Origin of the sequence: Halobacillus sp. ACCC02827 (genome assembly GCF_030291935.1) — a bacterium.
In the GTDB taxonomy this organism is placed as follows: Bacteria; Bacillota; Bacilli; order Bacillales; family Halobacillaceae; genus Halobacillus.
The window spans coordinates 470151-492392 of the sequence record NZ_CP128168.1 but is presented as its reverse complement, the minus strand read 5'-3'; the positions used below and the strand labels follow the sequence as shown (position 1 = coordinate 492392).

The window sequence follows — 22242 nt, the reverse complement described above, 5'->3', positions numbered from 1 at the left end:
CAGCTGAGATACGATAAAATGTAGAAAAAGGAGAGATGAAGATGGAACAAACGTTGATTCAAGCAGATGACACGTGGCTGTTGTGGGCATTTCTTGCCGGCTGGGCAGCTGTAAGCATTTATCTGGAGCAAAAATACAAATGGGCAGCCAAAATGACCGGAGCCATCATCGCCCTCGTCGGTGCCCTGATCCTCGCCAACATAAAGGTGATTCCGACAGACGCACCCGCCTACGATGCCGTATGGACATATGTCATTCCTCTGGCTATCCCGCTGCTCTTATTTCAAGCCAATTTAAGAAAAGTGATCAAAGAAAGCGGACGGATGCTGTTCATCTTCCTGATCAGCTCCATCGGTACCGTCATCGGTGCGTACATAGCCTTCTTCTTCCTGAAAGATACCATTCCAAACCTGGATAAGATAGCAGCAATGGAAACAGGCTCTTACATTGGCGGAGGTGTGAACTTCGCCGCCCTGTCCGGCAAGCTGAACCCACCCGGAGAGCTCGCCGCTTCCGCAATCGTTGCCGACAACCTGTTGATGGCTTTGTATTTCTTTGTGTTGATCCTGATCCCGGCCTCCTCCTTCTTCCGCAGGAAATTCCGGACTCCCTACATCGATGAGCAGGAACGCACCGTCGACTCGTCTAAAAATACGGCAGCAGATTATTGGAAGAGGAAGGACATCTCTCTTAAAGATATTGCGCTTGCAAGCGGGAGTGCGTTCGTTTTGGTGGGTGTTTCCTTCAAGCTGGCGGATTGGATCAGCGCCTGGATTCCATCAGGCGAAGGAGTACCGGTGTATTTAAACATAATGAACGGATTATTTGGAGATGGTTATTTGATGCTGACGACTATCACCGTTCTTGCTGTCACCCTATTTGATAAATTTTTCGATAACATACATGGTGCACAGGAATTGGGGACCTACCTTATATACATTTTCTTCGTCGTCATCGGTGTACCCGCATCCATTCCATTGTTGGTCCAGAATGCTCCGCTGCTTATCATCTTTGTCGCGATCATCGTTTTCTTCAACATGCTCCTGACATTCGGAGTCGGTCGTTTGTTCCGTTTCAGCCTGGAGGAAATGATCGTAGCAAGCAATGCCAACGTCGGCGGGCCGACGACCGCAGCAGCCTTTGCTATTGCAAAAGGGTGGCAGCGGCTGATTGTCCCTATCATGTTGGTCGGCACACTCGGATACATCATCGGCAACTACGCCGGCAGTATGATGTACTATGTCTTTCAATCTATGTAAACGGGACCTGACTGCCTGAACTATCCCTCAGGTAAAGCCTTTTTCCCTTCCTATCACTTTTCCAACAAGCGAAAGGCCCCTCCAGAGAGGGGCCTTTTTTACTTATATAGAAAGTTTCTTCGCGAGCGAATACATGGATTCATTCCGAACCGGCGTTTCTTTATCAATCTCTGACAGCTCATAAGTGATGAGCTCCTCTTCCTTCAAGCTGACATAGAAGCCTGTCTGGCCAGAATTCAGAAGTTCGACCGCATAGGCACCGAGACGTGTCGCCATCATCCGGTCTCTTGCAGACGGCGTTCCACCATATTGGGTATCATCCAAAATCGTTACCCTCGCTTCCACGCCGGCTTCCTCCTTCAACCTCGCTCCGAAATCCGCTGCATTTCCGACTCCCTCCGCCATGATGATAATGCGGTAACGGTGGTCCTCCTGATCTTTCATTTCCTCGATCACCTCATCAAGCTCCGCTTTTCTCTCCGGGATGATGATGGTTTCCGCACCACCGACCAAGCCGGCTGATAGAGCAAAGGTACCGGAATCTCTCCCCATCACTTCGACGATGGTCGTCTTCTCATGAGAATCCGCCGTATCCCGAATACGATCGATATTCTCCATGATCGTATTCAAAGCCGTATCGAAGCCGATCGCCGACGCTACATGAGGAATCGTAGAATTGATCGCAGCTGGGACTGCTATACAAGCGACACCCTTGTCTGCGAGAACCTGCGCCATCTGCAATGCTTCCAGACCGCCGATTACGATTAAGGAATCGATTTCAAATTTAGTAAGCTGCCGCTTGATTTGTTCCTGTGCTTCTTCTTCGAACATATCCATATCCTGAGAAGACTGTAGAATCGTGCCCCCTCGGGAAAGAATCGTCCGTACCGCTTCCTTGTCCAGTGTCTCTACGGATTCTTCTAATAATCCGTGAAATCCGTTATGGATTCCTACCACTTCCTTGCCGGAAGCCATTCCTGACTTCACTACTGCCCGAATGACAGCATTCATACCGGGAGCATCTCCTCCACTTGTCAACACGCCTATTCGATTCATTATCATCACTCACTTTCTGTCGTTCACATCTGGATGTTCAGAGGCAAAAGGAATTCCACCTTTTCCCTGACCTAATCCTTATGATAACATTTTGCGCCTTTCAAAGTCGTGGGAATGCTCTTCATCCATGATTTATAAAAAAAATCCCCCGCCCGGCAGGATCCCGGACGGAGGATTTCGTTCTTATTTAAATAATGCTAACAATCGCTCAAAGAACCCTTTTTCTTCTTTCTTTTTCGGTTTCTTCTCTTCTTTTTCCTCCTGCTTGACCGCTTCCGTCTTCATGACGAATTGGACAGAATTGACCTGCTCATTTTTCTCAGAAACGAAGGACACCGGTTCATAATCCGACTTGTCGTATTCCTCTACCATCTGATCGATTTCGGACTGCATCTGCCCCGGGAGATCACTCGTTGCAGAAGCCAGCTCTGAAGTGCCGCCTTTCAACCGGTCGGCCCCCTCTTCAAGCTCTGCCGTTCCATCCGTCAAACCGGCGATTCCCCCGTGGATATCCTCATAGGAATTCGTCAGTTCCGCTACGCCCCCCGTGTACTGCTTCAAACCCTGATGGAAGGTCGCATAATTGGAAGTGAGCTGATCGAAACCCGTCTGCAGTTCTGCAATGGACCCTGCAATATCCATTCTTTCAAGACCGGCTCCGACCTGATCTGCTACGTTGTAAAGCTGGTTACTCATCTCTCCGAGAGAAGCGGAGCTCTGTTCCAAAGCAGGCGTCACTGCTTGGAATGCCCCCTCTGCATCCGTGAAGGCTCCTTTAGCCGCTTGGGCTGCTCTGTATGTTTCCAAAAGCTGGTCAATGATATCCTGATCCGCCCCGCTGTCACGAAGTGCCTGAATATCCGCTTCTGTAATGTCATATCCCGGAATTGCTGCGATGGCATCAGCCAGTGCCTGATTCGCTTTTCCATACTGAGCATTCAAATCATCGATTTCCGACTGGGCGTTCTTCAGGCTGTCCGCCAACTCACGCAGCCCGCCCTCTACCTTCGTCAAATCATTTAAATCGACGTCACCAGTGCCGCCCTGAACCGCTTCATTCATCTGCTGAAGGGCGGATTGTATGGAAGCAGATCCTTCCACGAGTTCCGATGACCGGCTGTTCAGGCTTTCCATCCCCTGTTTGTATTGCACAGAGCCGTCATAGAGGCTCGCCACCCCGCCGTTCAATTCTTTAATACCATTCTGTAAATCGCCGACACCGTTATCAATGCTGGCGGTTGCCTCTGCTAAAGACCCCATGTCGTTTTTCACTCCACCGATATCCGGTGCATCAATGGCCATGGAGGAAGGTACAGCGGTGAACTCGATACTTTCCATCTCCATATTGTCAGCGTCCGCCGTAACGGTGAAATCACCTTCTTCTTCGGGGAGAACGGTAAAGGTCACTTGCCGGTCCTTCCCGGCATTGGCCACCGTTCCTTCCTCCGCTTCAATATTCTCGAATTTAGAAGAAGCCATCGGAATCGTAATCTGCATTAAATAGTTGTTGAAGAAACTAGCGTCCGCTTTCTCATTCTTCGTCGTCTTAATTTTAATTTCGAGCTTTCCGTCCTTACCGGCAAGTTGATCCGCAGAGATCTCTTTGCCATTAAGCACATAGGTCACGTCCAGGTCCCAAGGAAGAGGGGTATCGCCTTTCAAGTTGCCTTGGTAATAGAACTCGTCTTCTTCTGCTGTCCATTCGACCTTTTGACCTTCCTGTTTGATTTCATTAACATCGGTCAGGTTCTGCACGCTCGTATAAGGACCATAATCGACAATGCTTCCTTTATCCTTTATATCAAAATTGTTGATGACATAGAGCTTTTCCTGGTCTCCATCCGGTTTCAAATTGGCGTAGACCACCTCATGTTTTGCTGAAAAGGATCCTTTGTCTCCCTGATCCTTCCCACCTTCTTCTGCTGCAACTGGAGAAACAGCTGTCAGCAGGAGAACACACGCAGAGCCGACTGCCGTCATACGTTTAATACTCATCGCTCATTCTCCTTTATAGAAATTAGCTTTGTACGTCGTCTTCCTGATGATTGGATCAAGAACGACCATCAGAGCCGGAAGTACGAATACAACCATCAGGAAGGCAAGCAGCGCCCCTCGACCAAGCAGCAATCCGATAGATGAGACGATCGGGTTGGAAGAGGTCATCCATAAGATGAATCCGACGCTCGACAAAATGGCAGCCGACACGAAAATTGAGAAGATCTTCTCATCAATCGTTCTCTTGATGGCCTGCAGGGCCGGCATGTCTTTACGCAGATGGTTGTAATTCTCTGTGAACAGGATCGCATAGTCCACCGTAGCTGCCAGTTGAATCGTACTGATCAGCAGGTAGCCGACATAGACAAGTGGCGTATCCGAGAAATACGGAAACGATAAGTTAATCCAAACCGACAGCTGTATCGTCACAAGCAGAATCAGCGGAATCGAAATGGAACGGAACGTCAACAGCAGCACAAGCGCAACCGTAATGATCGTCAGTGCATTGACAAGCGTGTTATCCTTCTGCACGATATTCTTCATGTCATACAAGGTTACGCTTTCCCCAAGAAGGTGGTTCTCTTCATAATATTCATCCGCGGTTTCTTTCACCTTCTCAATCAGAGAGAACGCTTCCTCTCCTTCCGCGTCCGTTTCCGTATATAACGTGATGCGGGCATAATGCTCGGAATAAAAGGCCTCGGTCATCGATTCATCCAAAAATTCAGGCGGAATGGCCGGGCTTACGATATTCACGTAAGACATCACGCTCGAAATACCTTCCATATCCTCCAATTCCTGAACAATCTGCTCTTCTTTAGCCCTGTCTCCACGCGGGACGAGAAGCACCATCGGCATATTCTTGCCGAACTCCTGTTGAATCGCTTCGACATCCTGGCCTGCTCTCGTATTATCAGGCTGCTCCCCCGTTCCGTAGATGAAGCTCGTTTGCCCTTGCGCAAGGTATGCCGGGACAATAAGCAGGACGACAAGAATCAGACTGGGAACCTTGAACTTCATGACTCGGCGCCCGACATTCTTGAAATCAGGAATGAACGCTCTATGCTTGGTCCGGTCGATCCACTTATAGAACATAAGCGTAAGAGCCGGAAGGAAGATCATGACGCTGATGAAGCTGAGCAATATCCCTTTCAAAAGGTTCAGACCGAGGTCGGAACCGATTCCGAAATCCATGAATGTAAGGGCAGTGAACCCGAAGAACGTCGTGGAAGCACTGGCAATGATTGCGGGGAACGAACGTTTCATGGCCAACTGCATCGCTTCTTTCGGATCTTCCACCTGCTTGCGGTAATCGGAGAAGCTGTGCAGCAGGAAGATGGCATAATCCAGGGATACAGCAAGCTGCAGAATCGGTGCCACCGACTGAGTAACGAATGATACTTCACCAAGGAAGATATTCGTCCCTAAATTAATCAGAACCGATACGCCGATCGCCACCAGGAAGAAGACCGGCTCCATCCATGACGTCGTCGACAGCACGAGAATAAGAATGATGATCGGAACGAGCAGAGCCGCCGCGTAGGCTGATTCACTACCGGTCATTTTCTGGGATGTCGCGGTATTGACCGCTTCCCCTGCAACCGCATTACCCTCTCCGATCAACTCATAAATCGCATCGGTCGCATCTACTTCAAATCCTTCCGCTATGTTCAACGAAAACAAAGCGGCGTTATCTTTATAGTAGGAGTCCGTCATATCGGCATCTGCCATTTCCAATGGAACTTTTAAATCAACCACATCGTCGAGCCATGTGACGCCGCTGACTCCTTCAATCGCCTCCAGGTCTTCTTTATACTGAAGTGCCTCGGTGATGGAAACATCCTGAATCATCACTCGCGCATTCTCCACCGGCTCATCGAACTCTTCCTCCATTAAATCCATCGCCTCCATCGACGGTGAATCCTGTGGAAGATAATCGACCATATTATAGTTCACCGATACAGCGAACTGTGCCACAGCACTTAGTAAGGTAAGTATCGTAAATAGGATGACAATGCTTTTCTTATGTTTGATTACTGATGATGTCCAGCCTATAAGGCCTCCCCCTCTCTTGCAAAACGCGTTGGTACACTTTAATATTTTATTGACACTGTGTTGGATATTCAACAAACAGTTTTATAAATTACGTCAGTTTCCCGACACGAACATGCCTTTGTGTTGGATTGTCACATAACTGTAACGGTTAAGGAGTGAAATCATGAGTGGAAAACTGGACCGCAGAAAGAAATACACAAGAAAAGTTCTCAAAGAAAGCTTGATCATCCTGCTCGCAGAAAAGAAGATAGCCGACATCACCGTCAAAGAAATTTGTGAAATCGCCGATATCAATCGTTCCACCTTCTATACCCACTATACGGATCACTACGACCTCCTTCATAAAATAGAAGCAGAGATTACCGAAGATATGAAGCAGTATTTACAAAATTACAGCTATGAAAAAGAAGAAGAATCCCAGCAGATGACGGAGAAGATCCTGGAGTATATCATCGATAACAAGCGTATGTTCCAAACCCTTCTTACGAGCGACTCCGCTTCCAGCTTCGAACAGAAGATGATGGAGCTCGCCAGGAGCTTCATGCTGAATAATTGGATGAGCGACAGTAAGGTAGAGAAAGAAGAATCCGAATACTTCAGCTCCTTCGTTATCAGCGGCGCCATTCATGTCATTAAGGATTGGATCAGGAACGACATGACCCAGCCGCCAGGGCAGATGGCTGCCATGATCCACACCTTCATCAACCACGGCTTCTCTTATGTAGAATAACCTGCAGACAAACTACGATACAAAAAAGAGCGGTAGAACCCTTGAGTTCTACCGCTCTTTTTGCAAGTTCAGAAAGAGAGCTTGCCTGAACGGATATCATCCGTCATCCCTTTGTATGGAGCCTCAGAAACAACCGTCTCCTTATCTATTCCAACGTGCTTCTTAAAGGTGATATCCGCGAATTCAGGTACGACATATTTAGGATACGTCTCATACTTCTCTCTGGATTCCTCCATCAACTCGATATGATCGTTCTGATAACAAACTGTGATATCCGGACGTTCATGCACCCACTTAGGGAAGAAAATAACTCCGTGCATCCGGTCTTCATCGGGCATGAAATTCAGCGAAACGTCGGTACCTGTAGGCTCGGTCCAGGAAACCTTGAACACACCGTCGATAATTTTGACGATATCTGCTTTTTGGTTACGGACCCAGCGTCCTCCGACCATACCGCTGTGGATCCGGTAGTCGATCGTATCCGCATTCTTAATGTACATTTCATATTCCCAGCCGTTCTCGTACGTATAGATCATTTGCGTTCCAAGAAATTCATTCAAGTTTTTCATGCTGATTTCACCTCTCCAATTATTAAAACATGTAACTATTTACATGTTTTATTTTACATGTAAAACTTTACTCTTATGCTATAATGTTGTCAAACGATCGAATCAGGAGGTCTCGGATGGGACGCAGAGTATTAAAATATGCAATTTTAGGTTTACTGAGTAAAGAAGATAAGAGCGGTTATGATATCACTGCTGAATTTAAAGGGGCGATCGGACAATTTTGGAGTGCCAAGCACAGCCAAATCTATGTAGAATTGAAAAAGCTCCTGGAGGAGAATTTAATTTCTCTCTATATTGAGATGGCAGGAGCCAAGCTGGAGAAGAAAATGTATCACCTTACCAGTGAAGGAGAGGAAGAATTGAAGAAGTGGCTGACCGCCCTGCCGGCGGAGGTCGAAACAGAAAAAGATACTTTCGCTCTCCGGATGTATTTCCTGAAGGATATCCCCGTGAATAAACGGACAGAGGTATTTGAAAACCAGAAGAAGCTTCGAAAAGATAAGCTGTGTGAGCTTAAATCAGAATTCCAGAGCCTTTTCGGGCCGGATACCGACCCACTTCAATTAAATGCAGAAGAACTCGGTCATTATTTCGTATTGACGAAGGCCATTACCAGAGAAGAAGGCTATGTTGCCTGGCTCGAAGAGAGTATTCACTTCCTTCAGAGATGATCATAAGAAAAGGAAGGCATCATTACAGCAGATGCCTTCCTTTTCTTAATTACTAAACATGTATTTTCCGTGATTTTTACGGAGCGACAGAGCGATTCCCACCATCATCATCGTCGAGAACAGGGAACTTCCCCCGTATGTAATGAAAGGAAGTGCGATCCCCTTCACCGGCATCAAACCGATGACCATTCCGATATTCTGAAAAATTTGCGCAGACATGCTGACCGCTATAGACACCATTAAACAAGTTCCGAAGAATACCTCCGTTTCTTCCGCAAACTTGAAGAACTTGTAGATGAGCAGAAAAAAGAGGAGTACAACGATAGTGGCTGCAATGAATCCTCCCTCTTCAGCAATGGCGGCAAAGATGAAGTCGGTGTGTTTCTCCGGAATGTAAATTTCTCCGTTCATCAGCCCTTTTCCGGTGAATTGACCACTTCCCGCTGCCAATTGCGCCCTGTGACTCTGATAAGACTGATCCTGACTCGTCGAAGGATCGAGAAAACCGACAATCCTATCCTGTTGGTGCGGCTTCAAAAGAGGCAGCACATATTCCTCCATCACTTCAGGCTGATACAGGAAAAGAGTGACCACCGAAACAAGGAGCACCACTGGGACGATCACTAAAACAGCCAAAATTCGTTTCGAAATGTTCGAGAGAAAGATCATACTCCCGATTCCGATGAAATAGAGTATGACCATTCCCGTATCCGGCTGCTGGTACACGAACAAGGCAGGCGGAACGGTCAACAACATAAGTTTCCCTAACATCCTTATATCTGTCCAGATAGTACGGGCTTTCCCGGCCTGGTAAGTGGCAAGGATGCTCGCGGTTAAAATAAACAGACTGATCTTCAGAAATTCCGACGGCTGTATGGAACCGATCAACGGGATATTGAACCAGCGCTTCGCTCCATAGATCACAGGCGCAATCCCCGGCGGTGCCCACCTCAACACGAATACCGATGCAAACGAACCGATGTAAAGCGGCCACGCCAGACGCTCAATTTGATCGATATCCAATTTAGCCACGATCAGCATTAATGTGACACCAATTGCATAATTGATGACTTGTCGACCCGCAAAGTTGATCGAATATACGCCTGCATTCTGACTGCTGTATATAAAAACAACACTGATCACAAAGAATGAAACGATTATACATAAAATCCCTTGGTCCAGCTTCTCCCAGTACGAAGCTTTTGTAGTCAATGATGCGCTCCTTCCGACTGTCCGAAACGCCGGAGTCCGTTCTTACCTTAGGTCATGACTTCGTAACCATCGACAGATACAACTGAACAGCTAACGCGTCATCCACATACCCGATTGGGAAGAAATAATCAGGGATGACGTCAACCGGGGCTATGAAGTACAGAAGAACTCCTCCAATAACCATAAGCTCCCGTCTACTCTTCTCTTTTTGAAAGAAAGCGTCATACATACGTTCCAGCTGTTGTATAAACGGGCCGGCGGCGCTTCCGACTTTCATTAATTTTTGTTTGAAATTTTCTTTTATGGACGCTTTTCCTTCCTCTGTATCGGCATAGGCCTGGTAAGAGGATAACTCTCCTTTAAGACGATCAAGGGAAAAATCACCATCATAACCTTCACTCACCTTCAGTAACTGATGGATCGTTTCGACGGATTGTGCAAGCTCATCGCTTCCCTTCTCCTCCTCATCCAAAGGATAATCCGCCAACCTATATAAATCTTTCAAAGGCACATCTAAAACTCCAGCGAGTTTTTCCAGATGTGCCGGTGTCGCTCTTCTTCTGCCGTTCATGATTTTAGAGACAACAGCAGGGTCGATGCCCGCCCTTCGTCCGATTTCTCTCATAGAAAGAGCAAGCAGCCCCATTCGTTCCTTTAAATATTCACCAAGTTTTGTTGATGAAGACAACAGCTTCACATCCTTACCGATTCATACATTTCATTTCTTTATTATAACATCTCAACCGTAGACGAATTGTCAACATTTTAAGCATACCTTTTCCTGACAGAAATCCTGCGGTATGTAGAGATATTAACAAGGATGCCTGCCGAGAGCAATAGAACGATCAAAGAAGAGCCTCCATAACTGATGAACGGGAGCGTTATTCCGGTAATCGGGAGTAATCCTGATACGGCGCCGAGATTGAAGACCGCCTGCAAACCGATTTGGAAGGTCAGTCCGACAGCCAGCAGCTTCCCGAACGTATCCTTTGTTTGGACAGCGATACGTACCCCGCGGTACAAAATCGTCACATATCCCCCGAGGATGATAAGCAAGCCGATCAAACCAAGCTCTTCCAGTACAATCGACATAATGAAATCCGTGTGCGCTTCCGGTAAATAGCCCATTTTCTCCACGCTGTTTCCAAGTCCTCTTCCTGTCCACCCCCCGGAAGCAATCGCTTTGTAAGAGCCGATTAGTTGATACCCTTCCCCATTCGGGTCTGCCAACGGATCACGGAAAGAAAGGATGCGATCAAGACGATAAGAAGCAGTAAGGGCGAAATAGACGACGGCACTCCCGGCAATGGATCCAAGTATAAACAAATGCTTCCCCTTAACACCTGCACTCCATACGATGAACCCGCATGGAATGGCGATCGCGGATGCTGTCCCCAGATCCGGCTGCTGAAGCACGAGCAGGAAGACGACTGCCAGAAGAATCAAGGGAGGGGCGACCCCTTCCCGGAAATGATGGATCACCCGCTGGCGTTTCGAATAGAAATAGGCAAAATAGAGAAGCATGACAAGCTTAATCATTTCCGTCGGCTGAAGCAGAACGGGACCGATATGCAGCCACCTTTGAGAGTGGTTCCTCTCTACGCCCACTGTCAGCACGGCAACCAGCAGCACGAGGGAAACGACGACCATCATGGTTATCCACTTCCCGTACCATCTGTAAGGGAGATAAGATGCTAAGGCCATGACAGAAATGCCGATTACAAGAGAGAACAGCTGCCTTTTGAAGAAGAACTGAGCATCTCCAAACTCCATGTACCCTTTGACGAAGCTCGCACTATATACCATCACCACACCGAAGGCTGCCAGAAGAATGACTACGACAATCAGCGCGTGGTCCATTTTCTTAAATTGATTCCACATCTCCTGTCACCATCTCACCGTTATATTTATTCCCTGGTGCTCGTTCATTATGGTACAAATGTAGACAAATTGTCAACAATGATCCGATAAAAAATAGACAGACCGAGCTGCCTATTTTAACTTTACAGAATTTCGTTGGACCAATTTCGTATGAAGCGTATATTTAGAATCGACATCCTGATTCTGGAGTGCTTGAAAGATGATATGGACGGCAAGTGCACCCACCTCATACTTCGGTTGAGATACCGTCGTCAGCGGCGGGGAAACGAATTCAGATATCTGGATGTCATCAAACCCGATGATGGAGATGTCTTCCGGCACCTTAATCCCGTATTCCTCAAAGGCCTTCAATCCACCGATCGCCATTTCATCATTTGCGAAAAAGACAGCTTCCGGCATCTCCTGCTGGGCAATCAACAATTTTGCAGCTCTGTAACCACCCTCCCTGGTAAAATCACCAGAGACCTTCCACTTGGATTGAAAAACGATGTTGTGCATATCCAATGCTTTCTTGAAACCCTCCAAGCGCCTCTTGTTATCATACGAATTCGAAGGGCCGCTTACATACCCGATTTTTTTGAAGCCGTACTTAATTAAATACTCGGTCGCAATGAAACCACCATGTTCGTTGTCTACCTCTACATGATAAATATTATCGTTATTCAACTTCCTATCGAGAACGACCAAAGGAAAACCTTCTCTCGCAGCTTCGACGGCGATATCATCGTCAATGTTGTGCGCGAGTATAATCGCTCCGTCGACTCTCTTTTCCCGCAGAAATTTAACCGCAGTAGACTCTTTTCCTCCCACGGAACTGCAGGCGATCAGGTCATAGCCGTTCGATACGGCAACATCCTGAACTCCTTTAATTAACTCGGAATAATACGGACCGGATAAATCACTTAATATCAACGCGATCGTATTCGTCCGATGCTTCTTTAAGTCGGAAGCAATGCCGTTTTTCTGATAGTTCAAGGCGCTTGCTGCTTCTTTCACGCGACGCTTTGTTTCCAGACTGATTTTATTACTGTCATTTAAAGCGTACGATACCGTCGATACAGCTACCCCGGCTAATTTAGCTACATCCTTAATCGTTGCCATTGTTCGTGCCCCCATCAAACTTATTTCTTCTGGTTCCTTATCGGCAACCACTCGAGCACGTGTCGAATAGCATAATCCCAATATTCCCAGTTGTGATCTCCCGGCTCGAAAGCAGAATCAATTTCTACTCCTTCCTGCTTACATTGCTCCAGGAACCGTACGTTATGTTCAAACAGAAAGTCATCTTCGCCGCACCGCTGATACAACAGCGGCAGACGTTTACCCGACTGTGAGATTTTGCTGACTCTATCCATTATATCGTTTTCCGTACCTCTTACATCCCCGTCCCCGAAAATCAATTGCAGCCAACGGGATTTATCACTATCTTCTTCTCGCATTTTGTCCAGGTGGAACACCATATCCGTCACCCCGGACATCGATGCGACTGCTTTAAATTGCTCCGGGCGATTCAATCCCCATTTCAACGCTCCGAACCCGCCCATGGAATGGCCGGCAGCGAATGTATCCTCCGCTTCCCCCGATACAGGAAACATGGACTGTACCCGCCTTGGCAGCTCTTCTGTCAGGAACGTCCAATATCTTCCACCGTATTTCATGTCGGTATAGTAACTGTTATCCACTCCAGGCATAACCACAGCCAAACCGAGTCCTTCTACATAACGTTCCAGAGAAGTACTCCCTGTCCACGTGCGGTGATTGTCACTAAAGCCGTGAAGTAAATATAAGACCGGATATTTACTACTGTCTCCCTTTTCCAATTCTTCCAAAGACGGCTGCGGCAGCAGGACCGTGATCGTGGTTACTTTAGACAATACTTCTGAGAAAAAGCTGCACTCCATTTTCTGCATCGTCCTCGCTCCTTTCTTTTTTCCTCACTTAATTCCGGACACATTAAATCCTTCGACGATATACTTCTGAAAGATGATAAAAATAATTAAAATCGGGAGAACCATGAACGCTGAACCTGCCATCTGCAATCCATAGTTCGTTACATTTTCATCTTGAAGCAGCGCCAATCCTACCGAAAGGGTATAAAGCGACTCATCATTCGCTACGATTAACGGCCATAAGAAACTGTTCCATGATCCGATAAAGGTCAAAATGACTTGAACAGCAAGAATAGGTTTAGACAGAGGAATGATGATACGGGAGAATATATAAAACTCCCCGGCCCCGTCCAATCGGGCCGCCTCGATTAAATCATCCGGGATCGTAACCATGAACTGTCGAATAAGGAATATATTAAATGCAGCGATCAACCCAGGAAGAATAATACCAGCCATCGTATTGGTCAATCCCATTTCATTCAGAATCAAATAAGTAGGAATCATCGTCACCTGACCAGGCAGCATCATCGTAATCAATACCACCATAAACCATGCTTCTTTCCCTTTAAATTCGAATTTGCCGAACCCGTAGCCGGCCATTGTATTAAGGAGCAGCCCGAACATAGAAAATACAACAATAATTAACGTATTGATCAGATAAACATCGAAATTCAGTTCCTGAAACAGCTGTAAGTAATGCTGAAAGGTAGGATTTTCCGGAAAAATAGTAGGCGGAATCGCCAATACTTCGGTTTCCGTTTTAAACGAGCTTAGAATCATCCACAAGAAAGGCAAAGCCACCAATATACCGCCGATCAGCATGATTGCAACGACCAGCGTCTTTTCAAACCTATTCCTTAAATACATAGGAATCCTCCTTACACCGTTTGGTCTTTCCTGAATTTGAACTGCACTAAGGTTGCAATAATGACGATTGCAAACAAGACGAAGGAAGCGGCAGCTCCATATCCGAACTCACTATACTGGAAGCCTTCCTGATAGATGAATAAAGCGATAGAGTTCGTCCCGTTCAAAGGACCACCCTCTGTCATGACGAAAGGCTCCTCGAAGAATTGAAGCCAGCCGATCAAGGTCGTCACGGTAACAAAGAAGGTAGCAAAACTCATGGAAGGCAGAGTAATGTGAATGAGCTTGTGCCAACGGTTCGCACCATCAATATCAGCCGCTTCATAGTATGTACGAGGAATGGACTGTAATGCAGCAAGGAAGATGAGCATGCTTACACCATTACTCTTCCATACAGCTAAGAGAATGAGAGATAACTTCGCGATAAAAGGATCTTCCAACCACGGAACCGGATCGATGTGCAGCGTGTTAAGTACAAAATTAAACAATCCATACTGCTGGTTATACAGAAAGCCCCACACTACCGCGACTGCCACTATGTTGGTAATGGAAGGCATATAGTAGATAACCCGGAAGGTAGAGGAAAGCCATGAACTCAACAACTGCAGAAACAATGCAATAATAAAAGAACTACCCACCGCAAGCGGTACACCGATCATGACATAAATGAATGTATTCCCTAAGGATTGTATAAACACAGGGTCTTTAAACAGCTCCACATAGTTGCTCAGTCCGGCAAAACTGATTGACGACCAGTCTGCAAGACCAGCGAGGTTCATGTCTGTAAAGCTGATTCCAAGAGCAATGATGATAGGTAAGAAAGCGAAAACCATTAATAATAAAACAGCCGGTCCTATAAATAGAAACGGCGTCCACTTTGTCTTCATGTGATTCATCCACGATCCCTCCAAGCCTCTTCCTTAATGTCTGAAAGACTCAGGTCATCCAGGCAGGTATCCTAGTACCCGCCCGATCGACCTGTCATGCAGATGTTTCCTATTAGTCAGTCTGCTAAGACCCTTTCCGTGTCAGCTTTATATTCCTGGATGGCATCATCTATATTCTTCCCGCCGCGATTGATTTCTTCGAGCTTTGTGATCAATTCCTGTCCTAGTCGTTCAAACTCCGGAATCAACGGAAGCGGCTGGGTGGACTCTAACTGTTCTCCGAAAGTACTGACCATCGGATCCTCGGAAAGCAACGGATCTTCCCACGCTTCTTTGTTAGCCGGGAGCTCACTGTTTTCTTCATACCATTTCAATTGCGTATCCTTATCAGCCATCCAATCAATAAATTCAAGAGCAAGGTCTTCCTTATCAGAATTATGGAAAACGGCCAAGTGCGCTCCGCCCATCATCGATTTGTTATTGTCTGCTTCCGGCATGACATGCACGTCCCAGTTCCCTTCAATTTCCGGGGCACGCTCCTTGATAGTCTTAATATCCCATGGTCCGCTGAAGAACATCGGTTTAGATCCGTCCGCAAAAGATTGGAAGAATTCTTTTCCCTCTTCCATTTGAGACAGTCCTTCATCATAGAATAAGTGATGAAGCTCTACCGCTTTCTTAAAGTCAGGACTGTCAAAGTTGTCCGCTCCTGCTCCGACTTCATACTCCCATCCCTGCTGCCATGCCATCATGAAAGGGAATTGAGGATCATTTGCAGGCAAATCGACGGCGAACTGATCATCCCCGCGATCAGCCAGCTTACGGGAAGCATCGATCATATCCTCCCACGTTTCAGGCCCTTCCGGATAGCCGACTTCCCCCAGGATATCTGTACGATAGAAGAGAAGACGTGTATCTACATACCAAGGAACAGCTATCGTTTTGTCTTCATAAGTAGTGGTACCGATCGCTCCTTCATAGAAGTGATCCGGTTTCAAATTTTCATAGTCCCCGATTTTGTCTGACAAATCCATAAAGGCGCCGGCTTCTGCAAACTCAGCCACCCATGTCGTTCCGATTTGAATGACGTCCGGTCCTTTTCCGGAAGCAACCGCTGTTAATAGTTTGTCATGAGCATTCGCCCAAGGGATGGTCTGCACCTCCACCTTGGCACCGTTCGCATCTTCAAATTCCGTCACAAACTCCTTCAACCCGCCGGACATGGTCCACACTTGGAGTGCGTCGGAATCTTCCCCTTCCCCGGAACTTTCATTGGAAGAACATGCCCCCAGAATGAATAGTCCACCGATAAATAAACATAAAACCAATCCTCTTTGCCACTTACTTATTTTTCTCTCCATTTCCGCACACCTCTCACTTTTTTTAAAGAATTTAAAACCGAACCGTCGTCTAAACTCTTGTCATAAACAGGTGAAACGTTTCAATAACCAAAGTATAAAATAGCTTGCAAGCGGTTTCAAGTTATTTTTTAAAATATTCCGTATAATACTTTAAGTATCAGTTATATCAGCTAAAAATCTTTTTATATCCGTGTAATGTTATATAAAAAACCAATTGAAACGTTTCAACAAATCCCGTATAGTTATCTACAAGTTCTTGGAAAGGAGACAGATTATCTTGGACATTACATCGATCTTGAACCAAATGACGTTGGAAGAAAAAATAAATCAATTGATGCAGTTGGCTTCTCCATTCTTCCACGGATCTATCGATAGAGGGGAAATTACGGGGCCGATGAAAGCTATGGATGTATCAGAATCTGCAATTATCCAAGCCGGTTCTGTATTAGGCGCTTCCGGTGCAGAGCAGACCATTTCGATTCAACGGGAACATTTAAAACGCAATCGTCTCGGAATCCCACTCTTGTTTATGTCAGATATCGTACACGGATACAAAACCATCTTCCCGGTACCATTAGCATTAGGCTGTTCCTGGAATTTGAATCTTGCGGAAGAATGTGCCGAAATCGCAGCTAAAGAGGCGGCTGTATCTGGAACCCATGTAACGTTCGCACCGATGGTAGACCTTGTCAGAGATCCCAGATGGGGAAGAGTGATGGAGTCTACCGGCGAGGACGCCTATTTGAACAGCGAATTCGCCAAAGCCCAGGTAAAAGGTTTCCAAGGAGATCATTTGAAAGATGATCCTTACCGGGTCGCGTCCTGCGTCAAACACTTCGCAGCGTACGGTGCTGCAGAAGGCGGACGTGATTACAATACAGTAGACCTGTCGCCGCGTGAGCTCATGGAGTCCTATGTACCGGCTTTTCAAGCGGCCATTGACGCAGGCTGCGAAATGGTGATGGCGGCTTTCAATATAGTGGATGGCGTACCCGCTACGGCTAACGAGCCCCTGTTAAAACAGTTACTTAGAGAACAAATGGGGTTTGGAGGTGTCCTGATTTCCGACTGGGGAGCAGTCAAAGAACTCCTCCCGCACGGGGTGGCGGAAGATGAAGCCGATGCTGCCAGACTGGCCATGCAGGCTGGGATAGATATTGAAATGATGACGACCTGCTACTCCAACCATTTGCCAACGAAGGTAAAAGAAGGGACAGTCGAAGAACACCAGTTGGACGAGGCCGTACTTCGCATCCTGCGGTTAAAAGAAAAGCTGGGCTTATTTGAAAACCCTTACAGAGGGGCGGACATCGAAAAGGAGAAGGAATTTGTCCTTTCAGAAAAACATAGAGAGACCGCTTATGATGCGGCTGTACAATCAATCGTCCTTCTTAAAAACAAACGCCACCTTCTCCCTCTCGATCCAAAACGATCCCTCGCATTGATCGGACCATTCATCGACAGCACCGATATACTTGGTCCATGGTCATGGAAAGGATCACCGGAGGATACGGTCTCTGTATACGACGGGATTGGTAAACATTGCGAATCAACCAGGTTGGTATCCGCCGAAGGTTCCCATATCGAGAAGACTTCCTCTTCCCTTTTGGAAGACGCCCTGAAGAAAGCGGCACATGCAGATACCATCTTGTTAGGACTCGGGGAAGCATCCGAAATGAGTGGAGAGGCAGGCTCCAGAACGAACATCCAAATACCCGAAGCTCAAATGCTGTTGTTCCGGGAAATACAGAAGCTTGGGAAGCCGATCGTCGTCGTCTTGTTCAATGGGCGTCCCCTTGATTTAACGGAGATCGAAGCCGGGGCCGATGCCATTCTTGAAGCATGGTTCCCGGGTACAGAAGGCGGGAACGCCATTGGTGATATCCTGTTCGGACAGGCCAATCCCAGTGGAAAGCTTACAATGTCGTTTCCGAACTCAGTCGGACAAGTTCCTCTTTACTATAATCATTTCAATACGGGAAGACCGAAAGACGCTCCTGATGCACAGGAAAGGTACGCGTCCCAATACTTAGACAGTCCGAATGAACCGCTGTTTCCTTTCGGATACGGCCTTAGTTATACAAGCTATCGGTACGATAACATCAAGTCTTCTTCGAGCACTTTATGTTCCGGTGAGAGCATTACATTTTCTATCGATGTGACAAACACAGGAAACATGGCCGGTACAGAAATTGTTCAATTATATATTCAGGACCTCGTTGGAGAGGTCGTACGTCCGGTGAAGGAGCTTAAAGACTTCCAAAGAGTATCTCTGCTGCCGGGTGAAACGAAATGTGTATCGTTCACTATTACAGAAAAGCACCTCCGGTATGTCCATGCCGACCTGTCACGCTCCAGTGATCCAGGTGAATTCAAGACGTTTATCGGAACAAGTAGCCGGGATTTGTCCGAAGTATCCTTCCGTTTAAAAAAAGATGTTAAGGAGAGCCTCCAATGATAAATCACACGCACGAATTAGAAGCAGGACGTTTGAAATTCACTTTTCTCCCAACGGGCGATCTATACAGCATTCGTTATAACAACCTCTTAATCAACCAAGTTTTATCAAACGGAATAGATGGATCGTTGAATAACCTTTACCTCCGCATCCATCAAGATGATGGCACGTATGCAGCCACCCCTCTCCTCGGCATTCAATCACCCAGTACCGTCTGTTTCGGAAACGAAGCAGTAAGCTGGACCGGTGTTTTCGAATCTGTCGCGTATGAGGTCGTATTCCGGCTGTCCGACGATCATCTATGGTTTTGGGATGTGACATTGAAAGGAAATTCCAGAGCGGATCTTTTCTACACACAGGACGTCGGACTTGCAGATATTCAAGCCGTACGATCCAATGAAGCGTACACTTCTCAATACATCGAGCACACGATTTTCAATCAGGAGGAGAAGGGATATATTGTCTCTTCAAGGCAGAACCAGCCTCAAGGTGGTTCGTTTCCTTATCTGCAGCAAGGAGGATTGAGCAGAATTGCCGGATTCTCAACAGATGGATTTCAATTCTTCGGGTTATCCTATAAAACAACCAACCGTCCGGAAGCTCTTGAAAAACCCACCCTGGCCAACCAGAAATATCAATATGAATTTGCCATGTGTGCCCTTCAGTCGGAGACCGTAAAACTGAACGGAGAGGCCACTTACACGTTTTACGGTTTATTCAAAGAAAACCATGCCGAAGCAGTGGAAGAACCGTTTCATCCCGACCATATAGAGAAGGCCTGGAGCAAACCCCTCAATTCTGTACCAGACACGTCTTCCCCTGGACAACCAAGGTTCAGCGAAATGATCGGTTCTCCTTTAATAACGACAGAACTATCGGAAACAGAACTGCAGGACCTTTACAGCGATCGCATATTGGAGGAGGAAGCAGACGGCACATTATTGTCCTTCTTCACACCGGACTATGCACATGTTGTCCTCAAGCAGAAGGAAGAAACGATGGAACGCCCGCACGGCCATATTTTAATGGATGGGCACAATGATCGCATCCGAAATGATGTGCTCACAACTACTTCCTACATGTATGGCATTTTTAATTCTCAAGTGGCCGTCGGCAATATTTCTATGAACAAGATGATGTCCAACAGCCGCAATCCTCTCAATCTGATTAAGACAGCCGGACAGCGGATATATGTGGAGATGGAAGGAACATACCGTCTCCTTACCATGCCTTCGTTATTTGAGATGGGGCTTAATTATGCGAAGTGGATATACAAGACCTCAGATGAGGTTTTTCTCGTTACGAATTTCATCGATACAGACGGCAGAGGTATTCAGATGGACTTCCAGGCTGAAAGCGGCAAAAGCTATCGCTGCATCGTGACGAGTCAAATAGTAATGAATGCAAACGAATACGACGCCCCCTTTCATTACGACGAGGAAGAAGGCTCTCTGATCTTCAAAGCGGATGAGACAGCGGCTAGTTATCCCGTCCACCCGGGCCTTCGTTATAGAATGAGTATCTCAGGAACGGATTACGAAGTAGTAGACGAAGACTTCCTGACATCGGGAGTAGAGAAAGGAAACACCTCCCTCGTCATCATGGCTCTGGAGTCTGCTTCAGAATGGACGCTGCATCTGGCAGGTCATTTAAGTAAGACCCCTGCCCCAACGAAGATGATGGACTTCGGTGTGGAAAAGAAACGCTATCGAAACTATATAAATCAGGTCAGGAACCATTTCCATTTATCTCATGCGGATGAACGGATCAATCGGGAAATGGAGAAGTTCAATGCTTTGAGCTCCTGGTACACCCACAACATGCTGGTCCATTTCTCCACTCCCCATGGTCTGGAGCAATACGGAGGAGCTGCCTGGGGGACAAGAGATGTCAGTCAGGGACCTTTTGAATTTTTCTTGGCGACAGAGAACTATCAAACAGCAAGAGATATCATTCTTCATGTGTATGCCCATCAATACGCCGGAGACGGCAACTGGCCCCAGTGGTTCATGTTCGATGAGTATTTTTCCATACAGCAGGCGGAAAGCCACGGGGACATTATTGTGTGGCCGTTAAAAATGGTTAGTGACTACCTGAAAACAACCGGGGATTACAGCATTCTGAAGGAAGAAATCCCATATACAGAAGCAGACACATATTCCTTCACAGAATCGAAGTTTCCGTTAATCGAACACATGGATCGACAACTATCCTATATGGACCAACACTTCTTACACGACACCTGCCTCCCCTCTTACGACGACGGGGATTGGGACGATACGCTTCAGCCGGCTAAGGAACAGTTGAAGAAGTACTTGGTAAGCAGTTGGACGACGGCTCTGATGTACCAGGCCGTCCATTCCCTTTCCAGCCTGCTCACCGACAAGGATCCCACACGCGCGGAACGTACAAAGAAAATGGCCGACGGAATTCGAAGAGACTACCACCAATTTATTAATAAGACGGATGTCATTCCAGGGTTCATTTATATGGAAGACAAGGAGCACCCGGAATACATGCTTCATCCCCAGGATCAAACGACCGGCATACACTACAGACTGCTCCCGATGCAGCGAAGCATTATCAGTGAATTATTTACGCCGGAAGAAGCTGCTCGTCATTATGAAATCATAAAAAACCAGCTTACTTATCCTGATGGAGTGAGACTGATGAACCGTCCCGCTACTTATCGGGGAGGAGTGAGCACACACTTTAAGCGGGCAGAGCAGGCTTCCAACTTCGGACGGGAGATTGGTCTACAGTATGTTCATGCACACATCCGCTTCATAGAAGCAATGGCGAAGCTCGGAAAAGATCAAGATGTGTGGGATGGGTTGGCCGTGATTAATCCTGTCCGCATACAAGAAGTCGTACCGAACGCCTCACTACGTCAAAGCAACGCTTATTTCAGCAGCTCCGACGGGGCTTTCCTGGATCGTTATGATGCCCAGGAGCACTTCCATCAATTGAAGGACGGAAGTGTACCAGTCAAGGGCGGATGGCGGATCTATTCCAGCGGTCCCGGTATCTATATGAACCAGCTGATCAGTCAGGCTCTCGGGGTACGGCAGGAAAAGGACAGCATCGTCATCGATCCAGTCGTTCCACCCAATATGGACGGCTTACATTTTCATTTCGATCTTCTCCACCGGCCCGTTACATTCATCTACCATCTGAATTCCGAAGCATCTATGATCACGGCAAACGGAAATAAACTCACATTAAAAAGTACCTCCTCCCCTTACAGGCAAGGCGGATGGAAAATTGCAAAAGGAGAATTAGAACCATACCTTAGCAGCAAAGAAAATACGATCGACATCTATCTTTGAACAACAAAAAGGACTTCCGTCTC

17 protein-coding genes are annotated in these 22242 nt (G+C 46.8%); 5 read left to right on the top strand and 12 right to left on the bottom strand.

The window, feature by feature from the left end; genetic code table 11:
- The first annotated feature begins 41 nt into the window (after positions 1-41).
- A complete protein-coding gene (locus QRD89_RS02620; protein WP_026578793.1) occupies positions 42-1259 on the top strand; it encodes a DUF819 family protein in 1218 nt (405 codons plus the stop codon).
- 102 nt (positions 1260-1361) lie between these two features.
- Here QRD89_RS02620 and QRD89_RS02615 read toward each other — a convergent pair whose 3' ends face one another.
- The 3 genes from QRD89_RS02615 to QRD89_RS02605 form a co-directional block, all read right to left on the bottom strand.
- Positions 1362-2315 carry an ATP-dependent 6-phosphofructokinase gene (locus QRD89_RS02615; protein WP_286096254.1) on the bottom strand — a complete coding sequence of 318 codons (954 nt, stop codon included), beginning with the start codon at positions 2313-2315 and terminating at the stop codon, positions 1362-1364.
- 183 nt (positions 2316-2498) lie between these two features.
- Positions 2499-4310: a YhgE/Pip domain-containing protein gene (locus tag QRD89_RS02610; RefSeq protein WP_286096253.1), complete on the bottom strand. Its 1812-nt coding sequence runs from the start codon at positions 4308-4310 to the stop codon at positions 2499-2501.
- A 3-nt stretch (positions 4311-4313) separates the two neighbouring features.
- Positions 4314-6254 carry an efflux RND transporter permease subunit gene (locus QRD89_RS02605; protein ID WP_286096252.1) on the bottom strand — a complete coding sequence of 647 codons (1941 nt, stop codon included), beginning with the start codon at positions 6252-6254 and terminating at the stop codon, positions 4314-4316.
- Positions 6255-6528: 274 nt separating this feature from the next.
- On the opposite strand from QRD89_RS02605, the gene QRD89_RS02600 reads away from it, so the two are divergent.
- Positions 6529-7095, top strand: coding sequence for a TetR/AcrR family transcriptional regulator (locus tag QRD89_RS02600; protein ID WP_008634452.1), 567 nt, complete (start codon positions 6529-6531; stop codon positions 7093-7095).
- A 68-nt stretch (positions 7096-7163) separates the two neighbouring features.
- Here QRD89_RS02600 and padC read toward each other — a convergent pair whose 3' ends face one another.
- Positions 7164-7664: a phenolic acid decarboxylase gene (gene padC, locus QRD89_RS02595; RefSeq protein WP_286096251.1), complete on the bottom strand. Its 501-nt coding sequence runs from the start codon at positions 7662-7664 to the stop codon at positions 7164-7166.
- 116 nt (positions 7665-7780) lie between these two features.
- Here padC and QRD89_RS02590 point away from each other — a divergent pair, with 116 nt between their 5' ends.
- Positions 7781-8335 carry a PadR family transcriptional regulator gene (locus QRD89_RS02590; RefSeq protein ID WP_286096250.1) on the top strand — a complete coding sequence of 185 codons (555 nt, stop codon included), beginning with the start codon at positions 7781-7783 and terminating at the stop codon, positions 8333-8335.
- Between the two features lie 45 nt (positions 8336-8380).
- Here QRD89_RS02590 and QRD89_RS02585 read toward each other — a convergent pair whose 3' ends face one another.
- The 8 genes from QRD89_RS02585 to QRD89_RS02550 form a co-directional block, all read right to left on the bottom strand.
- Positions 8381-9547, bottom strand: a complete 1167-nt coding sequence (locus QRD89_RS02585; protein WP_008634447.1) for an FtsW/RodA/SpoVE family cell cycle protein — start codon at positions 9545-9547, stop codon at positions 8381-8383.
- A 52-nt stretch (positions 9548-9599) separates the two neighbouring features.
- Positions 9600-10235, bottom strand: a complete 636-nt coding sequence (locus tag QRD89_RS02580) for a DUF1232 domain-containing protein (protein WP_062515640.1) — start codon at positions 10233-10235, stop codon at positions 9600-9602.
- A gap of 77 nt (positions 10236-10312) precedes the next feature.
- Positions 10313-11428 carry a putative lipid II flippase FtsW gene (gene ftsW, locus QRD89_RS02575; RefSeq protein ID WP_062515642.1) on the bottom strand — a complete coding sequence of 372 codons (1116 nt, stop codon included), beginning with the start codon at positions 11426-11428 and terminating at the stop codon, positions 10313-10315.
- Positions 11429-11539: 111 nt separating this feature from the next.
- Positions 11540-12529: a LacI family DNA-binding transcriptional regulator gene (locus QRD89_RS02570; RefSeq protein WP_008634438.1), complete on the bottom strand. Its 990-nt coding sequence runs from the start codon at positions 12527-12529 to the stop codon at positions 11540-11542.
- Between the two features lie 20 nt (positions 12530-12549).
- A complete protein-coding gene (locus tag QRD89_RS02565; RefSeq protein WP_008634435.1) occupies positions 12550-13338 on the bottom strand; it encodes an alpha/beta hydrolase in 789 nt (262 codons plus the stop codon).
- Positions 13339-13362: 24 nt separating this feature from the next.
- Positions 13363-14184 carry a carbohydrate ABC transporter permease gene (locus QRD89_RS02560; protein ID WP_008634433.1) on the bottom strand — a complete coding sequence of 274 codons (822 nt, stop codon included), beginning with the start codon at positions 14182-14184 and terminating at the stop codon, positions 13363-13365.
- Between the two features lie 11 nt (positions 14185-14195).
- Positions 14196-15080, bottom strand: coding sequence for a carbohydrate ABC transporter permease (locus QRD89_RS02555; RefSeq protein ID WP_008634431.1), 885 nt, complete (start codon positions 15078-15080; stop codon positions 14196-14198).
- A gap of 107 nt (positions 15081-15187) precedes the next feature.
- Positions 15188-16432: a sugar ABC transporter substrate-binding protein gene (locus QRD89_RS02550; RefSeq protein WP_286096249.1), complete on the bottom strand. Its 1245-nt coding sequence runs from the start codon at positions 16430-16432 to the stop codon at positions 15188-15190.
- Between the two features lie 277 nt (positions 16433-16709).
- Here QRD89_RS02550 and bglX point away from each other — a divergent pair, with 277 nt between their 5' ends.
- Together bglX and QRD89_RS02540 are read left to right on the top strand one after the other, a co-directional pair.
- A complete protein-coding gene (bglX, locus tag QRD89_RS02545; protein ID WP_286096248.1) occupies positions 16710-18890 on the top strand; it encodes a beta-glucosidase BglX in 2181 nt (726 codons plus the stop codon).
- Complete coding sequence (locus QRD89_RS02540; protein ID WP_286096247.1) at positions 18887-22219, top strand: GH36-type glycosyl hydrolase domain-containing protein; 3333 nt, start codon at positions 18887-18889, stop codon at positions 22217-22219. The genes bglX and QRD89_RS02540 overlap by 4 nt, the downstream gene beginning before the upstream one ends.
- The last annotated feature ends 23 nt before the right edge of the window (positions 22220-22242 follow it).

Bases quoted from the DNA above. Each gene is read 5' to 3' on its own strand.
- QRD89_RS02620 (WP_026578793.1), top strand. From the start codon at position 42: ATGGAACAAACGTTGATTCAAGCAGATGACACGTGGCTGTTGTGGGCA.
- QRD89_RS02615 (WP_286096254.1), bottom strand. From the start codon at position 2,315: ATGAATCGAATAGGCGTGTTGACAAGTGGAGGAGATGCTCCCGGTATG.
- QRD89_RS02610 (WP_286096253.1), bottom strand. From the start codon at position 4,310: ATGAGTATTAAACGTATGACGGCAGTCGGCTCTGCGTGTGTTCTCCTG.
- QRD89_RS02605 (WP_286096252.1), bottom strand. From the start codon at position 6,254: ATGGTCGATTATCTTCCACAGGATTCACCGTCGATGGAGGCGATGGAT.
- QRD89_RS02600 (WP_008634452.1), top strand. From the start codon at position 6,529: ATGAGTGGAAAACTGGACCGCAGAAAGAAATACACAAGAAAAGTTCTC.
- padC (WP_286096251.1), bottom strand. From the start codon at position 7,664: ATGAAAAACTTGAATGAATTTCTTGGAACGCAAATGATCTATACGTAC.
- QRD89_RS02590 (WP_286096250.1), top strand. From the start codon at position 7,781: ATGGGACGCAGAGTATTAAAATATGCAATTTTAGGTTTACTGAGTAAA.
- ftsW (WP_062515642.1), bottom strand. From the start codon at position 11,428: ATGTGGAATCAATTTAAGAAAATGGACCACGCGCTGATTGTCGTAGTC.
- QRD89_RS02570 (WP_008634438.1), bottom strand. From the start codon at position 12,529: ATGGCAACGATTAAGGATGTAGCTAAATTAGCCGGGGTAGCTGTATCG.
- QRD89_RS02565 (WP_008634435.1), bottom strand. From the start codon at position 13,338: ATGCAGAAAATGGAGTGCAGCTTTTTCTCAGAAGTATTGTCTAAAGTA.
- QRD89_RS02560 (WP_008634433.1), bottom strand. From the start codon at position 14,184: ATGTATTTAAGGAATAGGTTTGAAAAGACGCTGGTCGTTGCAATCATG.
- QRD89_RS02555 (WP_008634431.1), bottom strand. From the start codon at position 15,080: ATGAATCACATGAAGACAAAGTGGACGCCGTTTCTATTTATAGGACCG.
- QRD89_RS02550 (WP_286096249.1), bottom strand. From the start codon at position 16,432: ATGGAGAGAAAAATAAGTAAGTGGCAAAGAGGATTGGTTTTATGTTTA.
- QRD89_RS02540 (WP_286096247.1), top strand. From the start codon at position 18,887: ATGATAAATCACACGCACGAATTAGAAGCAGGACGTTTGAAATTCACT.